The organism is Stutzerimonas sp. R40042, from assembly GCF_026642215.1.
GTDB lineage: Bacteria > Pseudomonadota > Gammaproteobacteria > Pseudomonadales > Pseudomonadaceae > Stutzerimonas > Stutzerimonas frequens.
In genome coordinates this window covers 3824756-3840898 of record NZ_CP113258.1, presented here as the reverse complement: position 1 = coordinate 3840898, position 16143 = coordinate 3824756, and the positions used below count along the sequence as shown (strand labels likewise).

Genomic DNA, 16143 nt, shown 5'->3' with positions numbered 1-16143 from the left:
GTCGAGCTCGGAGATGATGAATGAAAAGCGAGTTTCAGGATCGTCTTGCGGTCGTGACCGGTGCCAGCTCCGGAATCGGTCTGGCACTGTGTGCTGCCCTGTTGCAGCGGGGAGCCCAAGTGCTGGCGATGTCGCGCAGCCTGGGCGGTCTCGAGGCGCTGTTGGCCACGCATCCGGAGCAGCTGCAATGGCTGCGTGGCGATGTCACTTCGGCCGAAGACCTGGCCGAGCTGGGCCGGCGCGCGGCCCAGCTCGGCCCCGTGCATTACCTGGTGCCCAATGCGGGCATCGCCGAACTGGCCGATGGCCTCGACATGGCGGCCTTCGACCGGCAGTGGGCAGTCAATGGCGCCGGTGCGCTGAACACCCTCGCGGTCATGCGTAACGAGCTGGCCAAGCCGGCTTCGGTGGTGTTCGTCGGCACCTTTCTGATCCGTTCGACCTTCCCCGGCCTGGCCGCCTACATCGCCAGCAAGGCGGCGTTGGCGGCGCAGGCGCGTACGCTGGCGGTGGAGTTCGCGCCGCTGGATGTACGCATCAACATGGTCTCGCCGGGGCCGACCGCTACCGCGATCTGGGGCACGCTGGGACTGACCGACGACCAGCTTGAAGGCGTTGCCGATGGCGTTACCAAGCGCCTGCTGCCGGGGCATTTCCTCGAGTCCGCGGCGGTCGCCAACGTCATCCTGTTCCAGCTCTCGCAAGGCGCGCGCGGCGTGTTCGGTCAGGACTGGGTGGTGGATAACGGCTACACCATCAGCTGAGGGATACCCGCATGTGGTTCAAGTGGAAGCGCAGCGCGGTACGCCTGGAGCAGGAATTGCGCGCGTTGCAGGCCAGTCACGCCGAGCAGTCGGCGCGCGTCGCAGAGCTGGAACAGCAGCTGCAGGTAGCAGAAGCCGCCAGCCAGCAACGCCAGCGACAGCTCGACTATTACCGCGGCGTGTCGGAAAAGCTGATTCGCTTCAGCACCTCGGTGGCCCATCTCGGCGAGTCGTTCGAGTTCCTCACCGGGCAGCTGGGCGACAACAAGGCCCGTGCCGGCGAGGTCGCCGCCGCGGCGCTGAGCAACCAGAAGCATTTCGGCGAACTGCAGGGCAAGGCAGCCGAGATGGAGGAGGGCCTCGGCCTGGCTTCGCGCAAGGTCGATACCCTTGCCGAGCGCTCGCAGGAGATCAACAGCATCGTCGATCTCATCAGCGGCATCGCCAGCCAGACCAATCTGCTGGCGCTGAATGCCGCGATCGAGGCGGCGCGGGCCGGCGAAGCCGGGCGTGGTTTCGCGGTTGTCGCCGGGGAGATTCGCAGCCTGGCGGAAAAGACCGCGCTGGCGACCGATGACATCGTGCGCAAGATTGGCGAAGTACAGGCCGAAATCCGCAACGTGCATGACTACATCCAGCTGCAGGGCAGCCACGCCAAGGGCTTCAGCCGAACCACCGAGGTCGCGGTCGAGGCGATGCGTACGCTCCGCCAGCTGGCCGGGGCGATGCGTGCGAGCAGCGCCGCGTCTTCCTTCCGGGCCGGCATCGAGCTGGCCAATCTCGACGAGCTGTCGCTGAAGTTCGTGGTCTACAACCATCTGCTGAGCGACCAGACACAGCCGATTCCGCAGCTGCCGAGCGAGCGCGACTGTCGTTTCGGTCGCTGGTACTACGGCGAGGGCAACCGCGATATCCAGGCGCTGGACTGCTTCCGGCAGATCGAGCGACCGCATACGGCAGTGCATGCCCAAGGGCAGGCGGCGCTGGATGCATTCGCCGAGAACGCCCTGGAAACCGCGCTGCGCCACCTCGGCCAGATGGAGGACGCCAACCTGGAGGTGATGCGCATCGTCACTGCGGTGGTCGATCAGTACGAGCAAGGGACGAGCCGCGCGGCTTGATACTGCAGGCTGCGGTTTCTGCCTCATGGGAGATTAGTGCAAGAATATTGCGCTTATCGATCAATACTATTCGTTAGATAACATTTAACTCGCCGCAGACAATGCGCACGCATTCCGTCTGCGCGGCATTCCGTCGCGCTCGATATGAACCGATCCCAGGAGGAACGGCGAGCGGATGCGGCGTGCCGGTCCGTCGACCATTGCCAGCGCTGCGCTGGCAGATCTCGATGTTCGTTTCCTGGGCGCCCGCGTCGGCCGCCTGGCGAGCATGAGCGAACTGCACAACAGTCCCGAACCGATTGCCTACAACTACCACGTGGTGCGCCAGTTCACCCTGATGACGCTGGTCTGGGGTGTGCTCGGCATGGGCCTCGGCGTCTTCATCGCCGCGCAGCTGGTCTGGCCGCAGCTGAACTTCGATCTGCCCTGGACCAGCTTCGGCCGCCTACGGCCAATCCACACCAATCTGGTGATCTTCGCCTTCGGCGGCGGCGCGCTGTTCGCCTCGTCCTTCTACATCGTCCAGCGCACCAGCCATGCCCGGCTGATTTCCGACCGGCTGGCCGCTGTGGTCTTCTGGGGCTGGCAAGCGGCCTGCGTGGCGATGCCGATCAGCTACGCGCTGGGCTACACCACGTCCAAGGAATACGCCGAGATGGAGTGGCCGATCGCGCTCTGGGTGACGCTGATCTGGGTGCTCTACGCCTATCTGTTCTTCGGCACCATCGCCCGTCGGCGGATCCGGCACATCTATGTCGGCAACTGGTTCTTCGGCGCCTTCATCATCGTCACCGGCATGGTGCACATCATCAACCATGCCCTGATCCCGGTGAGCCTGCTCAAGTCCTATTCGATGTACTCGGGGGCCACCGATGCGATGGTGCAATGGTGGTACGGGCACAGCGTGGTGGGCTTCATTCTCTCGGTCGGCTTTCTCGGCATGATGTACTACTTCGTACCCAAGCAGGCCGGGCGGCCGATCTACTCGTACCGCCTTTCCATCGTGCATTTCTGGGCGATCATCTCGATCTACATCTGGGCCGGTCCGCACCACCTGCACTACACCGCGCTGCCGGACTGGGCGCAGAGCCTGGGCATGGTGATGTCGATTATCCTCCTGGCGCCGAGCTGGGGCGGCATGATCAACGGCATGATGACCCTGTCCGGCGCCTGGCATAAGCTGCGCACCGACCCGATCCTGCGCTTTCTGGTGGTCTCGCTGGCGTTCTACGGCATGTCGACCTTCGAAGGGCCGATGATGGCGATCAAGACGGTCAACGCCCTGTCGCACTACACCGACTGGACCATCGGCCACGTACACGCCGGGGCGCTGGGCTGGGTGGCGATGATCTCCATCGGCTCGCTGTACCACCTGATTCCGCGGCTGTGGGGGCGCGAGCAGATGCACAGCATCGGCCTGATCAACGCGCACTTCTGGCTCGCCACCATCGGCACCGTGCTCTACATCGCCTCAATGTGGGTCAACGGCATCACCCAGGGCCTGATGTGGCGCGCAGTCAACGAAGACGGCACGCTGACCTATTCCTTCATCGAGGCGCTGCAGGCCAGCCATCCCGGCTACATCGTGCGCATGGCCGGCGGCGCCATCTTCGCCAGCGGCATGCTGCTGATGGCATTGAACACCTGGCTGACCGTGCGCCACGCGCGGCGCGCCCCGGCCCGAGACGCAGAGCTGAGCGCTGTGACCGCTTGATTTCCACTCGCTACCCTTGTAGCTCCTGAGGGTCCAGGGACGGACCTTTTTAACCCGGCTACGCTCCCATAGCCGGTGCTTCGTCTGACAAGAGCCTCCATGCAAGACAATCTGATCGACTGGTTCAAATCCTTCGTTCCCGCACCCCTGAATGCGGCTCCCCGACACTGGCTGCGCGCCGCCATCGGCGTCGCCCTGGTCATGCCACTGGTGTTTCTCAGCGACCGCTGGCTAGTCGGCACCGGGCTGGCGCTGCAAGTGATCGCGCCGGTTGGCGCCTCCGCCGTGCTGGTGTTTGTCGCCTCGTCGAGCCCTTTCGCGCAGCCCTGGTCAGTCATCGGTGGCAACCTGTTCGCCGCGCTGATCGGTGTCTCCCTGGGCCTCACCGGGCTGCCCAGCGTGCTCGCCGCGACGCTGGCCGGCGCGGCGACGCTGCTGTGTCTCTTTGCGCTGCGCTGCCTGCACCCGCCGAGCATCGCGCTGGCGCTGGTGGCCGCAGTGGGCGGCCCCGACCTGCACCAGCTGCACTTCGGCCTGCTCTGGCCAGTGATGTTCAACTCGCTGCTGCTGGTGACCTTCGCGCTGCTGTTCAACAACCTCACGGGTAATCCCTACCCCAAGGCGCGCCTGCCGCGCGAAAACGAGCACCACACCCGGGATCCTCGCCCAGGCGAGCGAATGAGCTTTGTCCAGGATGACGTCGACCGGGCGCTGGCCGAATTCGGCGAGTACGTCGACATCACCCGCGACGACCTCGCCCGGCTGATCAAGCAGACCGAGAAGCACGCCCTGCGCCGCAGCATGGGCGAGATCACCGCGGCGCACGTGATGTCGCGCGATCTCTACTGGCACACCCCGGATACCTTCATCGAACAGGCCTGGCAGACGCTGCAGCAGCATCGCCTGCGCTCGTTGCCGGTGGTCGAGGGCGATGATCACCGGCTGGTCGGCATCGTCACCCAGGTGGATCTGCTCAAGCACTTCCACCCACGCCCGGGGCGGCTCAGCTTCGGCCAGCTGAACTTCCTGCGCGGCACCAAGCTGCGCGCGATCATGAGTTCGCCAGTGGTTTCGGTGACGGCCGATACGCACATGGTCGAGCTGGTCTACCTGCTCTCCGACCTCGGCCTGCATTGCCTGCCGGTGGTCGACGCGCAGCAGCGGCTGATCGGCATGATCACCCAGACCGACCTGATCGCCGCGCTGTACCGCAACTGGCTCAAGCAGCTGCCGGACTGAGCCGCGCCGGTCAGATTTCGTAGTACCAGCGCGACCAGTCGTAGTCGTCGAGAGCGAGCTCGCGCAGCAGCTCGATGGCTTTGCCCAGCGCCGGCGAGTCACTGGCGCGGGCACGCACCAGATAGACCGGGTAGGAAAACTCCGGTGCGTGCTCCACTCGTTTGAGAATGCCTTCTTCCAGGTAGCGCTGGACCACGCGGGTGCGGAAGTAGCCGCGCCCGCCGCATTGCACCAGATACTGCAGCGCCAGCGGGCCGAGGCTGAACGAAAGCGTGGCGCGGGTGCATTCGGGCAGCGCCTGGTTGTGCTGCTTGCGAAATGCCGGGCCCCAGTCGACATACAGGTACGGATCAGGATTGGCCGTCTGCACCACCTGGATGAGCTTCTCCTCCAGCAGCTGCTCGACCTGCAGGCCCGGCCAGTACTCCGGCTGGTGCACCAGTGCAGCGTCGAGCACACCCAGATCCAGCTTCTTCTGCAGCTCCTCGCCGCTGGCGATCTCCAGCCGTACCGCATGGCCCGGCAGCCCCTGGCGCAGGCGTTGCACCCAGGCCAGCATCAGCGGGTTGCACAGGCTCACATCGGAGCCCAGTGTCAGCAGCTTGCCGCTGCCCTGCGACAGCGGCAGGTCGCGGCGCGCGGCTTCCCAGGTCTGCACCAGCTGGTTGGCGTAGGCGACGAAGCGCTCGCCGTCATGAGTCAGCCGAGCGCCGGCACGGTTGCGCACGAACAGGCGGCAACCGAGCTGGCTTTCGAGGTTATGCACCCGTGCGGTGACGGCCGTCTGGGTGATGTGCAGACGTTCGGCGGTGGCGATGAAGCTGCCGCTGCGAATGATCTCGAGAAAGGTGCGGGCGAGATCGATGTCCATGGTCGAGCCTTGCAAGCCGGGTGGGCTGGCGATTGTAGCAACCGTGCCGGCCTTCAGTGGCGCGCGGTGCCTGCCGGGCTCAGGAGCAGCTGCCGGTGTGCGTGCGCGCTACGGTGACGCGGCCCGTGACCGAAAGCGTCAGCGCGCGCTCCTGACCACCGAGCGGCGAGGCACGGCAGATGGTCAGCGAGAGCGGCGTGGCGCCGAAGCCGCTGGGAAGGAAGGTCAGTTCGCGAACCGTCGAGGCGAGCAGATAGCCATCCTTCGCCGCCGGGTAGCTGCGGATCACCGTACTGCCGGCGCGCATTACCCAGCCCTGTTCCCAGCCAGCGGCGTCGTCGCAGTTGCTGCCATCACTGGAGCTGCATAGCGTGATCGGCGTGTTGCGCTTCATCGCCTCGCTCCGGGCCAGCCGGGCACTGGCCGCGAAATCGGTGGTGTAGGTGCGCAGCCTGCTGTTGAGCACCATGTTGTCGTAGCCCGGCACGGCGATCGCAGCCAGCACGGCCAGCACGCCGAGTGCCACCATCAGTTCGATCAGGGTGAACGCGGCCTGGCGAACACCCGAGGTGGCCTGTGGCCGAACGCGATACGGCATTTGGCGCTCCTACTGCTCGATATTCCAGAACACCCGCGAGGTCGGCTGCATGACCGATGCGGGATTGATCGGCGGGCTACCCTGCAGCGGCGAGGACGGGTCGGCACCGATGACGAACGGCACGGTGGTGACACCGTCGTCCAGGGTCACCATGCCGGCAACCGGCGAAGGAGGTAGGCCATCGCCGACCACGTCGTGATAGACGCCCTGGCCGGTCAGGTAGTTGACGGTATAGACGCGGGTCTCGCCGAGCCCGGAGCAGACGTTGGCCGACGGCACCCTCGGCCGATGGGTGCTGAAGGTCACATCGCCGAATACCGTGATCGCCGAGGTGACCACCTGTTCGGTGCTGTCGAGCTGCAGGTACCACCCCTTCTTCTGGCCGAGGCTGGTGGTGGTTGGTGCGCTCTGGGTGGTGATGCCCAGCAGCGAGTTCAGGCAGAGCAGGTTCGCGCCACAGTTGAGGCCTTCGCTGGCAAGCCAGCCGGTGTCGTTCGGGCGATCACGCAGCATGAAGAAGTAGTTGGTGGTGGCCGCGGCGTCGTCGTAGTCGAGCAGCGGTTTCTCCCGATCACCGGAGCCGAGCAGCAGGACGAAATCGGCGCCATCGGCGACCACGTCCGGGGCGAACATGAACTTGCGATTGGCGGTGCAGGTCCCCGCCGTGCTGCAGCCGAGGGCTGCGATGCGGGTGATGCTCCAGTTTTCCGGCGCTGCTGCTCCCATGGTGATGCGGTAGACGTTACCGCCCAGATCGGCGAGATAGCCATATAGCGCCAGACCGGCGCTGTTACGCACCAGCGTCACGTCGGAAACGACGCTGCGCTGGGTGTCGAAGGTCTTGAGCAGGGCGCCGCTGTCGGCGTCCAGCACATAGACCTTGTTGCCCTTGGTCGTACTGCTGCAGGTATGTGGATCGGCGTCCTCGCAGGTGTCGTAGCCGCCGCCCATGATCAGCATGGGCGCAGTGCCAGCCCCGTAGCCGCTCGCCTTGAGCAGCTTCGGCGGAGCCCAGGTTTGACCGATGCCGGCGAAGCCCTCGCTGCAGTTGCTGTCGCTGACTGTGCCACTGCTGGTGAAGTTGCTCGGGCAGCCACGTTTCCACTTCAGTGCCGGCGCGGTCGGGTCAGTTACGTTGAAGGCGTACAGGGCGCGTCCGCCACGGCGCATGGTGGCGTAGATCCAGGCGCTGGAGCCGTCCTGGTGGGCCACCACTGGGCCGTCCATGCCGTAGTCCTTGGGCTTGGGCGTGGTGGTTCCGCTGAAGCCTGGGAAGCTGATCGGAACGCTGTTGCCGTAGAGCCGTTTGATCTTGCCGTAGAACTCCGGGGGCATGAACGACCAGAGCTCGCTGCCGGCCGCATGGGTGCCGTACGCGCTGGTGCGGTTGCCGACCACTGCACGCAGCACGCCATCGTTGCCGCCGTAGAAGGCGACGATATCTGGACTGCCGGCGCTGCCGTAGTTGATCGCCACGGGGCGCGAATGCACCACGTCGCCATGCACCGAGGGGCGCATCTCGTTGAGGTTGCCGTCGCCGTCCTCGTCCTGCAGATCCTTGCCACGCGCCCAGTCGATCAGCGCGGTGCGCTCGGCATCATCGGCGGCGCCCAGTTGCGTTGCGGTGATCGCCGAGTTGGCAGTGGAGAAGTTGGTGAGCGAGGTGCAGGCGCCGGCTGCGCAGGTGAGCATGTTGCGCGTGCTGGACGCCCGCAGTAGATAGCCCTGACCTCCCTTTTCGACGATGTTGCCATCAGGGGTGTTGGAGGCGGACGAATCCGCCCCGGTCAGGCAGCTGCCGCGGGCACTGAAGCTCCAGTAGTTGTCCGCGGCGGTCGGCGTCCAGAAGCTGCGCGCGCATTCGGTGATGAAGCCGGTATTAGCGTTGATGGCGCTGACACCGTCGGCATCGAGCAGACGCAGTTCGGCGCCGATGTAGCCCAGCTTGTACTGCTTGAGATTGCCGTGCCAACGCGGAAATCCATCCGCGTCCGGACGGAACATGCCGATGAACACCTGGTTCAGATAGGTGCCCTGGGCATTCACGCTGACCGGCAGGCTCACCGAGGCGAACACACTGTTGGTCGCCTGTACCTCGGAGAAGATTGCATTCAATGCATCGACGATCTGGGTGCCGCTGCTGGTAACGTCGAAGTATTTGCCATCGCTAGCGCGCGCCATGCTCTGCAGCAGCGCAGTCCAGCCGAGCCCCTGGCGGCTGGTGCCACGGTTGATGTCGATGGTGTAGGTGGTGATCTGCTGGGCGCTTTTCTTCATGAAGCGCGCCCACTCGTCGGCAACGTTGTCCTGCGAGTCGCTGGGGGTGATCGGGATGGCCGTGGTGGAGCCGCCGAGACCGGCCAGCGCGGTGGTCGCCTGAACGATATCGGAGCTGTTGTCCTGCGCCGGGCCGTTGCTGATGTAGATCACGTAGTTCTTGCCGCAGCCGGAGACGATGGGCGAGCGGTAGCTGGTAGCGCCTTTGCTCGCCAGGGCGTTGTTCGGCAAGGCGTAGATGGCATCGGAGGCGGTCGACACGCCGCGGTTGCCGGCAAAGTCGGTCTTGGCCTTGTCGTTACCCGCGTGCGGGGTGGCGCCGGCGAAATACAGGTACGCCTCTTCCATCGCCTTGCTGACCTTGCCGCCGTTGGACTTGTCGCCGAGCTTGTCGAAGCTGGTAACCAGATTCGCCATGGCCGTCTTGTTGGCGGCATCCATCGGCCGCAGGGCCGCGCGCACGTATGCACCGTCCGGTCCCGAGTTTCCACCGCCGGTCTCGGTGAACATCATGATGCCCAAACGGAACTTGTCCTCTGGCAGGGCGCTAACCACCGAGCGTAGGGCGGCTATCTCGTTGGCGAATGCGTCGTTCCAGTTGGCGGTATTGTCGAGGATGATCAGCACGTTCGGCGCGCCGGTCGAATCGCTCGGCACGCCGACGAACAGGTCGATATCTTCGGCGTTCGCCGCTTGCGCCAGGCTGGCGCTCAGCACCAGCAACATCCGGCTCAGATAGGTTTTCATGCGCTTACCTCGTGAGGCCGACTTCAGGGGCACAGCTGATTCTTGCGGGCGTCGGAAAGCAGCAACCGGATACCGGAACGTACCCTGACCGCTGCGCCAGTGCTGGGGTCTTGAACGCTGGCGAGCAGTTCCCATTCGGTGTTCCAGGTCGAGCTGGACATGCCCTCGAGGGTCAGGCTGCTGGGCGCGACGGCCGTAGCGAGGCTGACCCTGATGCACTGCGGCTGCGCCACGCCGACCTCGTAGTCGTCACTGCCGTCCCGGTTGATGTCGATACCGATTGATTGGGCCGTTGGCGTGGTGTTCGCCATGGACTGGATAACCTGTTCAAGGGCGTTGTCCGCCGCGGCCAATGCCTCGTTGCGCCATTGCTGGTTGCCGACCACGTCCAGGTTGACCCGGCTCAGGGTGAAGGATGACGTCACCAGTACGGTCAGCAGAAGCAGCATGATCAGCGCGGTGATCAGGGCGAAGCCCTGTTGGTGGCGGTGCTTCATGGCGTCTCCCGGCGGGCGGATACGTTGGTCAGGCGCACGGTGGTGGAGTAGACGTGACGCTGGAAGGCATCGTTGTATGGGCCGAAGGTCTCGCCACCGACGACGTAGGTCTTGTCTGACTGGTAGCCCGGGGTGGGCTCCAGATTGCGCACCAGCAGATGAACCTCGATCACCACGGTATTGGTCAGGTCCGCCAGGTTGCAGGGGGTACTGGAGGTACAGGTGGTGTCCGGCGCGCCATCGCCGCGGTTGGTCGGCGAGTTGCGGTTCAGCGCACTGGCCCACTGCACGGGCTGGCTGTAGTCGACTGCCGCGCCGGTATCGCTGAGGTTGTCGACACCTAAGACGAAGCGCATGGCTTCGATTCCCTCGACCATGGCGACGGCGTCCCGCTGGACGAGCGCGCCACCGGCCAGATCGAAGCTGGACTGCATCAACGTAGGGATGCCGTCGCCGGCGCTCACCGCATAGTCGCGTACGTAGTACGCCGTGTTGAGGAAGCGGCGCTTATCGGCCGGGGTCGTGCAGTTGCGCCTGTGCAGAGTGAAGCCGCTGGTATCGAAAACGTAGCGCGGCTCACCTTCGCAGTACGAGGTCTGCCAGTAGAGCTTGCCGTTGCTATCGGCCTCGCAGTTCGCCGCGCCGGTCACACAATTGGCCACATGCCGCACCAGCAGCACGTCGCTGCCCGCGCGGGGCGAAGGCATCATGCCGGTGCAGTCGCTCGGCACGGCGGCATAGAGCTGAACCGGCACGCCGAGCAGGCGGGTCTTGTATGGCTCGTCCCAGTCCGAATAAGGCGCGCAGGGTATCGGGAGCACCGTGGGATAGTCGGCTGGTGCCGAGGTGGCGGTCAGGTCGTCGAAATCCGGCAGGTAGCCATCGAGGAAGCCGGCATGCATGAGGTCGTCGCGCAGCAGACGAATCGCCAGGCGACCGTGCTCCATCTGGCTGTTGGTCTTGGCCAGCTCGCTGTTGCTGCGGCTCATGTTGAGATACAGGGTCAGGGTGGCGGCGCTGAGAATCAGGGCGAGGGTCATCGCCACCATCAGTTCGATCAGGCCGAAGCCAGCGCTGACGGTACGGCCGTGGCTAGCATTGGCTCGTCTCATAGCGGCGCCACCCGCACCAACGTGGTGACGACCCGGCGGCAGCGGTCGCTACTGCACTGACTGCCGCTGGTGCCGTCGAAAGCATCCTTGCCACAGGCGACACTGGAAGGCGGCGCTGTCAGCGGCAGCAGGCCCTGCCAGGCGACCGTCAGCAGATACTGATTGTTGCCCAGGGCTTCGACACAGCCACGCCCGCCGATGAGTCCGCCGGCCAGACCGCTACTGGTGCTTTCGCTAGCGCCTTGCAGCGCAGCGCACCAGGCCGCGGTATCGCGCTGTTGCTGGGTTGCGCTGGAGGTAGGGCAGGTCATGCCTGCACCTAGTGGGCTGGACGTACCGGTCACGTAATTGGCCGCTGCGGTGCGATTGGCAGTCATACGCGCGGCGAGGTCATCAAGCAGCAGCAATGCTTGCGAGCGCTGGTAGGTTTCCATCTCCGATTGCTGCAAGCGCGCCTGCAGAGCCATCACGCCGAGCAGGCCGACGGCAAGGATCACCAGGGTTACCAGCACTTCGATCAGGCTCACGCCGGCCTGGCGGCGGTCTGCGTCAGGCACGCGTTCACCACTTGTCGCTGGGCGTCTTGACGCCCTCGTGGTTGAGGGTCAAATCGCCGTCGACGGCCTGGCTGCCGAGAGCCGTGAAGGTGATGAGAAACGATGGCACCGTTCCGCTGCCCACGGTCACGGCGAAGCTGTAGTGCGGGCTCACTTCAGTGGAAAGAGCGAAGCCGCTGGCAGACAGGGCCGCGGTATCGGCGTAGCTGCGGTTGGCCAGGAGGAACTGCTGCTGGCGATTGGCGATCTCCAACATCTGCGCCTGGGCGGCGGTACGGTTGCTGCGGATGACGTACTGGCGATAGTTCGGCAGCGCAATGGCGGCGAGGATGCCGATGATGACCACGACGATCATGACTTCGATCAGGGTGAAACCACGCGCCTTATACCGAGCCACATTACTTCTCCACGTGAGGCCGATCACATCGGGAGCGCGAACTCCCCGTCATTACGAGTCGACGAACTATGTCGAATCAGCAATGGCACACAAATATTATTGTGACATCATGGTCAAGGATAGACCGGGCGGTCACAAAAGCCGATATTTTGTGTCGCAGTTCAAAATTTGGCTGGGTCGGAGGCGACTTTTTTCGGCCGTGAACGCTGCCGTCAAGCAACGTTCACGCGTGCTGGAAGGGTGCTAGTGCGAGGTGCCTTCGGCGAACTCGATCTTGTTGCCGACGTTGTACTTGCCGGAGGGCTTGTTCATCGGGATGCGTTTGACCTCCTCCAGGGTGTTGGCATCGTAGACGAGCAGGGCGCCGTCGGTGTCCCAGACGCTGAGCAGGGCGTAGCGGCCGTCATTGGTGAATTCGACGTGGGCGGCGTTCTTGCCCGGCATCGGGCGCAGGGTGTGAGCGACTTCCAGGGTCTGTTTGTCGATCAGGTGCACGGCGTCGTTGTTCGGGCCGAAGAATACGTCGGTCCAGGCGTAGGGCGAGTTGGCCTGGCTGCGCATGAAGAAGCCCGGGCCTTCGGTGGGAATCTCCTTGATCAGCTTCCAGGTTTGCAGATCGAGCACCGAGATCAGCCCCTTGCTGACGTTGGGCGTGGCGAACACCCACTTGCCGTCGCGTTTCCAGTAGATGCCCGAGCCCAGGTGCGGCATGCCCGGCAGCGGGATGTCGGTGACCGCCTTGCCGGTGTCCAGGTCGATCACCTGGCCGCCGTGGGCCTTGCGCGAGGTGGCCAGCAGGTGGCGGTAGTCGGGGGTGAAGGAGAAGTCGTCGAGGAAGTCGGCGGCCTCGATGCGCCGCGGTTCGAAGGTCGGCTCGCCGGCGTAGGAGAGCTCCCAGGCCTCTTTCACGTCTTTCAGCGCGACCACGAAGCTGTCGCGCGGTGGTGCGGTGTACACGGCGCTGACCCGTGACGGCGTGCCATCCTGGCCGACCGCGGGGATGTGCTTGACCAGCGACAGGTCGCGCGCATCGAGCAGCACCAGATTGCCCGGCAGGTAGTTGCCCACCAGTACCCAGCGGCCGTCGTTGCTCACCGCCAGGTTGCGCGTGTTCAGCCCGGCGCGGACCTCGGTGATCATGCTCAGGTTGTGCAGGTCGTAGACGCTGACCCAGCCGTCGCGGGAGGCGAAGTAGACGAAGCGGCCATCCGGCGAGAACTTCGGCCCGCCATGCAGGGCGAAGTGCGACTGGAAGTTCGCCAATTCCTCGAAACGATCACCGTCCAGCACGCGGACGTGGTGATTGCCGGCTTCCACCACGACGAACAGGTTGAGCGGGTCGGCGCCGTGCTGCGGGGTGGTTGGCAGGGTGGCGAGGTCCTTGAGGATGCGGTGGCTGGCGCGGATGTCGGCGTCGTTCCAGGTCGGTGGCACGGCCGAGGGCTGATAGAGGTAATCGACCAGGCCGGCGATCTGCGCTTCGTTCAGCACATGGGAATAGGCGGTCATCTGGCTTGCCGGGCGGCCGTCACGGATCACCGCGTGGGCTTCGGCCGGCTTGATGCGGCTGAGGCTCTCCGGCAACAGCGCCGGCCCGGCGCCGCCGAGCCGGTTGACGCCGTGACAGCTCTGGCAATGCGTTTGGTAGAGCGCCTGGGCTTCCGTCGGCGAGGGGGCCGCGACGGCCATGTCGAGGGCGACGAAGGTGGCGGCCGGCAACGCCGCCGCCAGCAGCAGGGCAGGAATCAGTTGCATGAGGCCTCCGCAATCTTGATCGGATCACCTTGCAGATGTGCCGGGTGCTGAACCTGACGATCTGCGAACAGGCCCACCACCCGACCGATCACGGTCAGGGTCGGCGGGGTGAGATGCTGCTGGTCGGCCATGCTCGGCAGCTGGCGCAGCGTGCAGCGCACCACCTGCTGGTTCTCGCGGGTGCCGTTGCCGATCAGCGCGGCGGGGGTATCCACCGGCAGGCCGGCGGCGATCAGGTTGCGCGAGATCTCGCCGAGGCTGGCCAGGCCCATGTAGAACACCAGGGTCTGGCCGCCCTGTGCCAGTGCTTCCCACGGCAGGTGCAGTTCGCCGTTGCTCTGCAGGTGACCGGTGATGAACTGGCAGGAATGCGCCAGGTCGCGATGGGTCAGCGGGATGCCGGCGTAGGCGCTGCAGCCGGCCGCGGCGGTGATGCCTGGCACCACCTGGCAGTCGATGCCTCGCTGCAGAAGGAATTCGAGCTCCTCGGCGCCGCGACCGAAGATGAACGGGTCGCCGCCCTTGAGCCGCACCACGCGCTTGTTCTGCAGGGCCAGGTCGGCCAGCAGCTGGTTGATCTCCGGTTGCGGCAGGCTGTGGTAGCCGCTGGTCTTGCCGACGTAATGGCGACTGCAGGCGGCAGGCAGCAGGGCCATCAGGCCGTCGCTGACCAGGCGGTCGTAGACTAACGCGTCGGCCTGCTGTAGCAGGCTCCAGGCGCGCAAGGTGAGCAGCCCGGGATCGCCCGGACCGGCACCGACCAGAGCGACCTCGCCCGGGGCGAACGCCGCGCTCAGCGAGGCGGGAAGTGTGAGTGGCTGGTCCATGCGGTGCTCCTGAATTCTCATCGGGCTTACGGAGTGCGTTGCTGCGGCGCTTGGTCGGCCGCTCGATCGGTCAGATGGCGATGCTGGGAATGCGCTCGACGGCGGGCAGGCCGATCTCCTCGTCGGAGAGGTAACAACCCGGGTCCTCGGCCCAGAGATCGCCCTGCGCCCAGGCGCGGGTGCGGGTGTTGCCGTTGCAGATCGACAGCCAGCGGCAGTCGGCACAGCGGCCGCCAACCGCTCGCGGATGCTGGCGCAGCTCCTGCAGCAGCGGCGCCGGCTCGTGCAGCCAGATGTCGCTGAAGCGCTGCCGGCGCACGTTGCCGACGGTGTGCTGCCACCAGTAGGTGTCCGGGTGTACGTCGCCGATGTTGTCGATGTTGGCGATGCCACTGCCCGAGGCGTTTCCGCCCCAGGCGCGCAGCATGCCCTCCAGGCGCTCGCGATGTTCCGGCAGGCGCTCCTCGACCCACTGCAGCAGCAGGACCGCGTCGGCGTCGTTGTTACCGCTGACAAAGTCGGTCTCGCGGCCGTGCTGGACGTCGTCCCAGGCCTGCTCGAAGAGCTGGCGCATGGCGTCGCGGGTCATCTGGTGATGGGCGTCGGCCTTGCGGCTGCGCTTGCCGCGGCCGCTGTAGTTGAGGTGCGAGAGGTAGAACTTCTGCACGTCGTGTTCGCGCATCAGCTCGAGCAGGGCCGGCAGTTGCGGGTAGTTGTTCTGCGTCAGGGTGGTGCGCAGGCCGACGCGGATGTCGCGCTGGCGGCACAGGTCGATGGCATGCATGGACGCGGCGAAGCTGCCCTTGAGCTGGCGCCACTCGTCGTGCACCGCCTCGAGACCGTCGATGCTGATGCCGACGTAGTCGAACTGCGCGGCGGCGATGCGTTCGATGTTGCTCTCGTCGATGAGCGTGCCGTTGGTCGACAGCGCAACGAAGAAGCCCTTGTCGCGAGCGTAATCGGCGAGCTGGAAGATGTCGGCCCGCAGCAGCGGCTCGCCGCCGGAGAGGATCAGCACGCGCACACCGGCTTCGTGCAGGTCATCGATCACCTTCAGCGCCTCGGCGGTGTCCAGCTCGTCGCGGAACTCGCTGTCGGCGGAGGTGGCGTAGCAGTGCTTGCAGGTCAGGTTGCAGCGGCGCAGCAGGTTCCAGATCACCACGGGTGGGCGCGTGCCGCTGACGCTGCGGGCACCGAGCACCTTGGTGGCCGGCCGGGCCAGGGCGCGCAGGTAATGGCTGATTCTCAACATGGTCGGCTCCGCTTCGGCAGCGTGTGACACCGGGCGCGCCGTCTCGCGCGTCCAACTCTTGAGTGGCAGGATCACCGAGCGAGATAGGGCTGACCTTGATCAGAAACAATAAAAGTTGCAGGGCTATTGGTGCCGGGCGGGCAGGCCGTACCGCTGGTCAGAGCAGCGTCAGCAGCACGCCGATGGCCATCAGCAACGGCCAGCCGAGCAGCAGCAGGCGCCAGGCTGGCGGGGCATGGCGCAGTTCCATGAAGCCATCGGTGATCAGCCAGGCCTTGCCGAAGGCGGCCAGCAGAACGCCTGCCGTCAGTGCCAGGGTGGCGCCGGCACTGCCGAGCACGACGGTGGAGACCGAAAGCGCGGCTAGGCCGAGCCAGCAGGCGACCAGCAACTTGGAAGCGGACATGACGACCTC

Annotated in this window: 15 protein-coding genes; 4 read left to right on the top strand and 11 right to left on the bottom strand. The window is 65.4% G+C overall.

Going from position 1 to position 16143, the window contains the following annotated elements:
* The first annotated feature begins 20 nt into the window (after positions 1-20).
* The 4 genes from OUY36_RS18135 (at position 21) to OUY36_RS18120 (ending at position 4838) form a co-directional block, all read left to right on the top strand.
* Positions 21-764: an SDR family NAD(P)-dependent oxidoreductase gene (locus OUY36_RS18135; protein WP_013983992.1), complete on the top strand. Its 744-nt coding sequence runs from the start codon at positions 21-23 to the stop codon at positions 762-764.
* Positions 765-775: 11 nt separating this feature from the next.
* The gene (locus OUY36_RS18130) at positions 776-1885 is read left to right on the top strand and encodes a methyl-accepting chemotaxis protein (protein ID WP_267935418.1); all 1110 of its coding nucleotides are present in this window, start codon (positions 776-778) and stop codon (positions 1883-1885) included.
* Between the two features lie 268 nt (positions 1886-2153).
* Positions 2154-3599 (top strand): cytochrome-c oxidase, cbb3-type subunit I, encoded by a 1446-nt coding sequence (gene ccoN / locus OUY36_RS18125; RefSeq protein ID WP_267938203.1) that lies wholly within the window; start codon positions 2154-2156, stop codon positions 3597-3599.
* A gap of 99 nt (positions 3600-3698) precedes the next feature.
* A complete protein-coding gene (locus OUY36_RS18120) occupies positions 3699-4838 on the top strand; it encodes an HPP family protein (RefSeq protein WP_267935416.1) in 1140 nt (379 codons plus the stop codon).
* A 10-nt stretch (positions 4839-4848) separates the two neighbouring features.
* Here OUY36_RS18120 and OUY36_RS18115 read toward each other — a convergent pair whose 3' ends face one another.
* The 11 genes from OUY36_RS18115 to OUY36_RS18065 form a co-directional block, all read right to left on the bottom strand.
* A complete protein-coding gene (locus tag OUY36_RS18115) occupies positions 4849-5709 on the bottom strand; it encodes a LysR family transcriptional regulator (protein WP_267935414.1) in 861 nt (286 codons plus the stop codon).
* A 79-nt stretch (positions 5710-5788) separates the two neighbouring features.
* Complete coding sequence (locus OUY36_RS18110) at positions 5789-6307, bottom strand: GspH/FimT family pseudopilin (protein ID WP_267935412.1); 519 nt, start codon at positions 6305-6307, stop codon at positions 5789-5791.
* A 9-nt stretch (positions 6308-6316) separates the two neighbouring features.
* On the bottom strand, positions 6317-9331 hold the full coding sequence (locus OUY36_RS18105) for a pilus assembly protein (RefSeq protein WP_267935410.1): 3015 nt from the start codon (positions 9329-9331) through the stop codon (positions 6317-6319).
* Positions 9332-9354: 23 nt separating this feature from the next.
* The gene (locus OUY36_RS18100) at positions 9355-9828 is read right to left on the bottom strand and encodes a PilX N-terminal domain-containing pilus assembly protein (protein WP_267935408.1); all 474 of its coding nucleotides are present in this window, start codon (positions 9826-9828) and stop codon (positions 9355-9357) included.
* Entirely contained in the window at positions 9825-10940 is a 1116-nt protein-coding gene (locus OUY36_RS18095) for a PilW family protein (RefSeq protein ID WP_267935407.1), read from the bottom strand. Before OUY36_RS18095 ends, OUY36_RS18100 begins: the two co-directional genes overlap by 4 nt.
* Positions 10937-11497: a type IV pilus modification protein PilV gene (pilV, locus tag OUY36_RS18090; RefSeq protein ID WP_267935405.1), complete on the bottom strand. Its 561-nt coding sequence runs from the start codon at positions 11495-11497 to the stop codon at positions 10937-10939. Before pilV ends, OUY36_RS18095 begins: the two co-directional genes overlap by 4 nt.
* Before the next feature lie 4 nt (positions 11498-11501).
* Positions 11502-11894 carry a type IV pilin protein gene (locus OUY36_RS18085; RefSeq protein WP_310586376.1) on the bottom strand — a complete coding sequence of 131 codons (393 nt, stop codon included), beginning with the start codon at positions 11892-11894 and terminating at the stop codon, positions 11502-11504.
* A 243-nt stretch (positions 11895-12137) separates the two neighbouring features.
* Positions 12138-13649: a nitrite reductase gene (locus OUY36_RS18080; RefSeq protein WP_326491925.1), complete on the bottom strand. Its 1512-nt coding sequence runs from the start codon at positions 13647-13649 to the stop codon at positions 12138-12140.
* Entirely contained in the window at positions 13640-14476 is an 837-nt protein-coding gene (cobA, locus tag OUY36_RS18075) for a uroporphyrinogen-III C-methyltransferase (RefSeq protein ID WP_267935403.1), read from the bottom strand. The genes OUY36_RS18080 and cobA overlap by 10 nt, the downstream gene beginning before the upstream one ends.
* 70 nt (positions 14477-14546) lie before the next feature.
* Entirely contained in the window at positions 14547-15728 is a 1182-nt protein-coding gene (gene nirJ, locus OUY36_RS18070) for a heme d1 biosynthesis radical SAM protein NirJ (RefSeq protein ID WP_267935402.1), read from the bottom strand.
* 157 nt (positions 15729-15885) lie between these two features.
* Entirely contained in the window at positions 15886-16134 is a 249-nt protein-coding gene (locus OUY36_RS18065) for a cytochrome C oxidase subunit IV family protein (RefSeq protein WP_013983984.1), read from the bottom strand.
* Positions 16135-16143: the final 9 nt, after the last annotated feature.

Bases quoted from the DNA above. Each gene is read 5' to 3' on its own strand.
- nirJ (WP_267935402.1), bottom strand. From the start codon at position 15,728: ATGTTGAGAATCAGCCATTACCTGCGCGCCCTGGCCCGGCCGGCCACC.
- OUY36_RS18115 (WP_267935414.1), bottom strand. From the start codon at position 5,709: ATGGACATCGATCTCGCCCGCACCTTTCTCGAGATCATTCGCAGCGGC.
- OUY36_RS18130 (WP_267935418.1), top strand. From the start codon at position 776: ATGTGGTTCAAGTGGAAGCGCAGCGCGGTACGCCTGGAGCAGGAATTG.
- OUY36_RS18065 (WP_013983984.1), bottom strand. From the start codon at position 16,134: ATGTCCGCTTCCAAGTTGCTGGTCGCCTGCTGGCTCGGCCTAGCCGCG.
- OUY36_RS18100 (WP_267935408.1), bottom strand. From the start codon at position 9,828: ATGAAGCACCGCCACCAACAGGGCTTCGCCCTGATCACCGCGCTGATC.
- ccoN (WP_267938203.1), top strand. From the start codon at position 2,154: ATGAGCGAACTGCACAACAGTCCCGAACCGATTGCCTACAACTACCAC.
- OUY36_RS18095 (WP_267935407.1), bottom strand. From the start codon at position 10,940: ATGAGACGAGCCAATGCTAGCCACGGCCGTACCGTCAGCGCTGGCTTC.
- cobA (WP_267935403.1), bottom strand. From the start codon at position 14,476: ATGGACCAGCCACTCACACTTCCCGCCTCGCTGAGCGCGGCGTTCGCC.
- OUY36_RS18110 (WP_267935412.1), bottom strand. From the start codon at position 6,307: ATGCCGTATCGCGTTCGGCCACAGGCCACCTCGGGTGTTCGCCAGGCC.
- OUY36_RS18135 (WP_013983992.1), top strand. From the start codon at position 21: ATGAAAAGCGAGTTTCAGGATCGTCTTGCGGTCGTGACCGGTGCCAGC.
- OUY36_RS18080 (WP_326491925.1), bottom strand. From the start codon at position 13,649: ATGCAACTGATTCCTGCCCTGCTGCTGGCGGCGGCGTTGCCGGCCGCC.
- OUY36_RS18120 (WP_267935416.1), top strand. From the start codon at position 3,699: ATGCAAGACAATCTGATCGACTGGTTCAAATCCTTCGTTCCCGCACCC.
- OUY36_RS18105 (WP_267935410.1), bottom strand. From the start codon at position 9,331: ATGAAAACCTATCTGAGCCGGATGTTGCTGGTGCTGAGCGCCAGCCTG.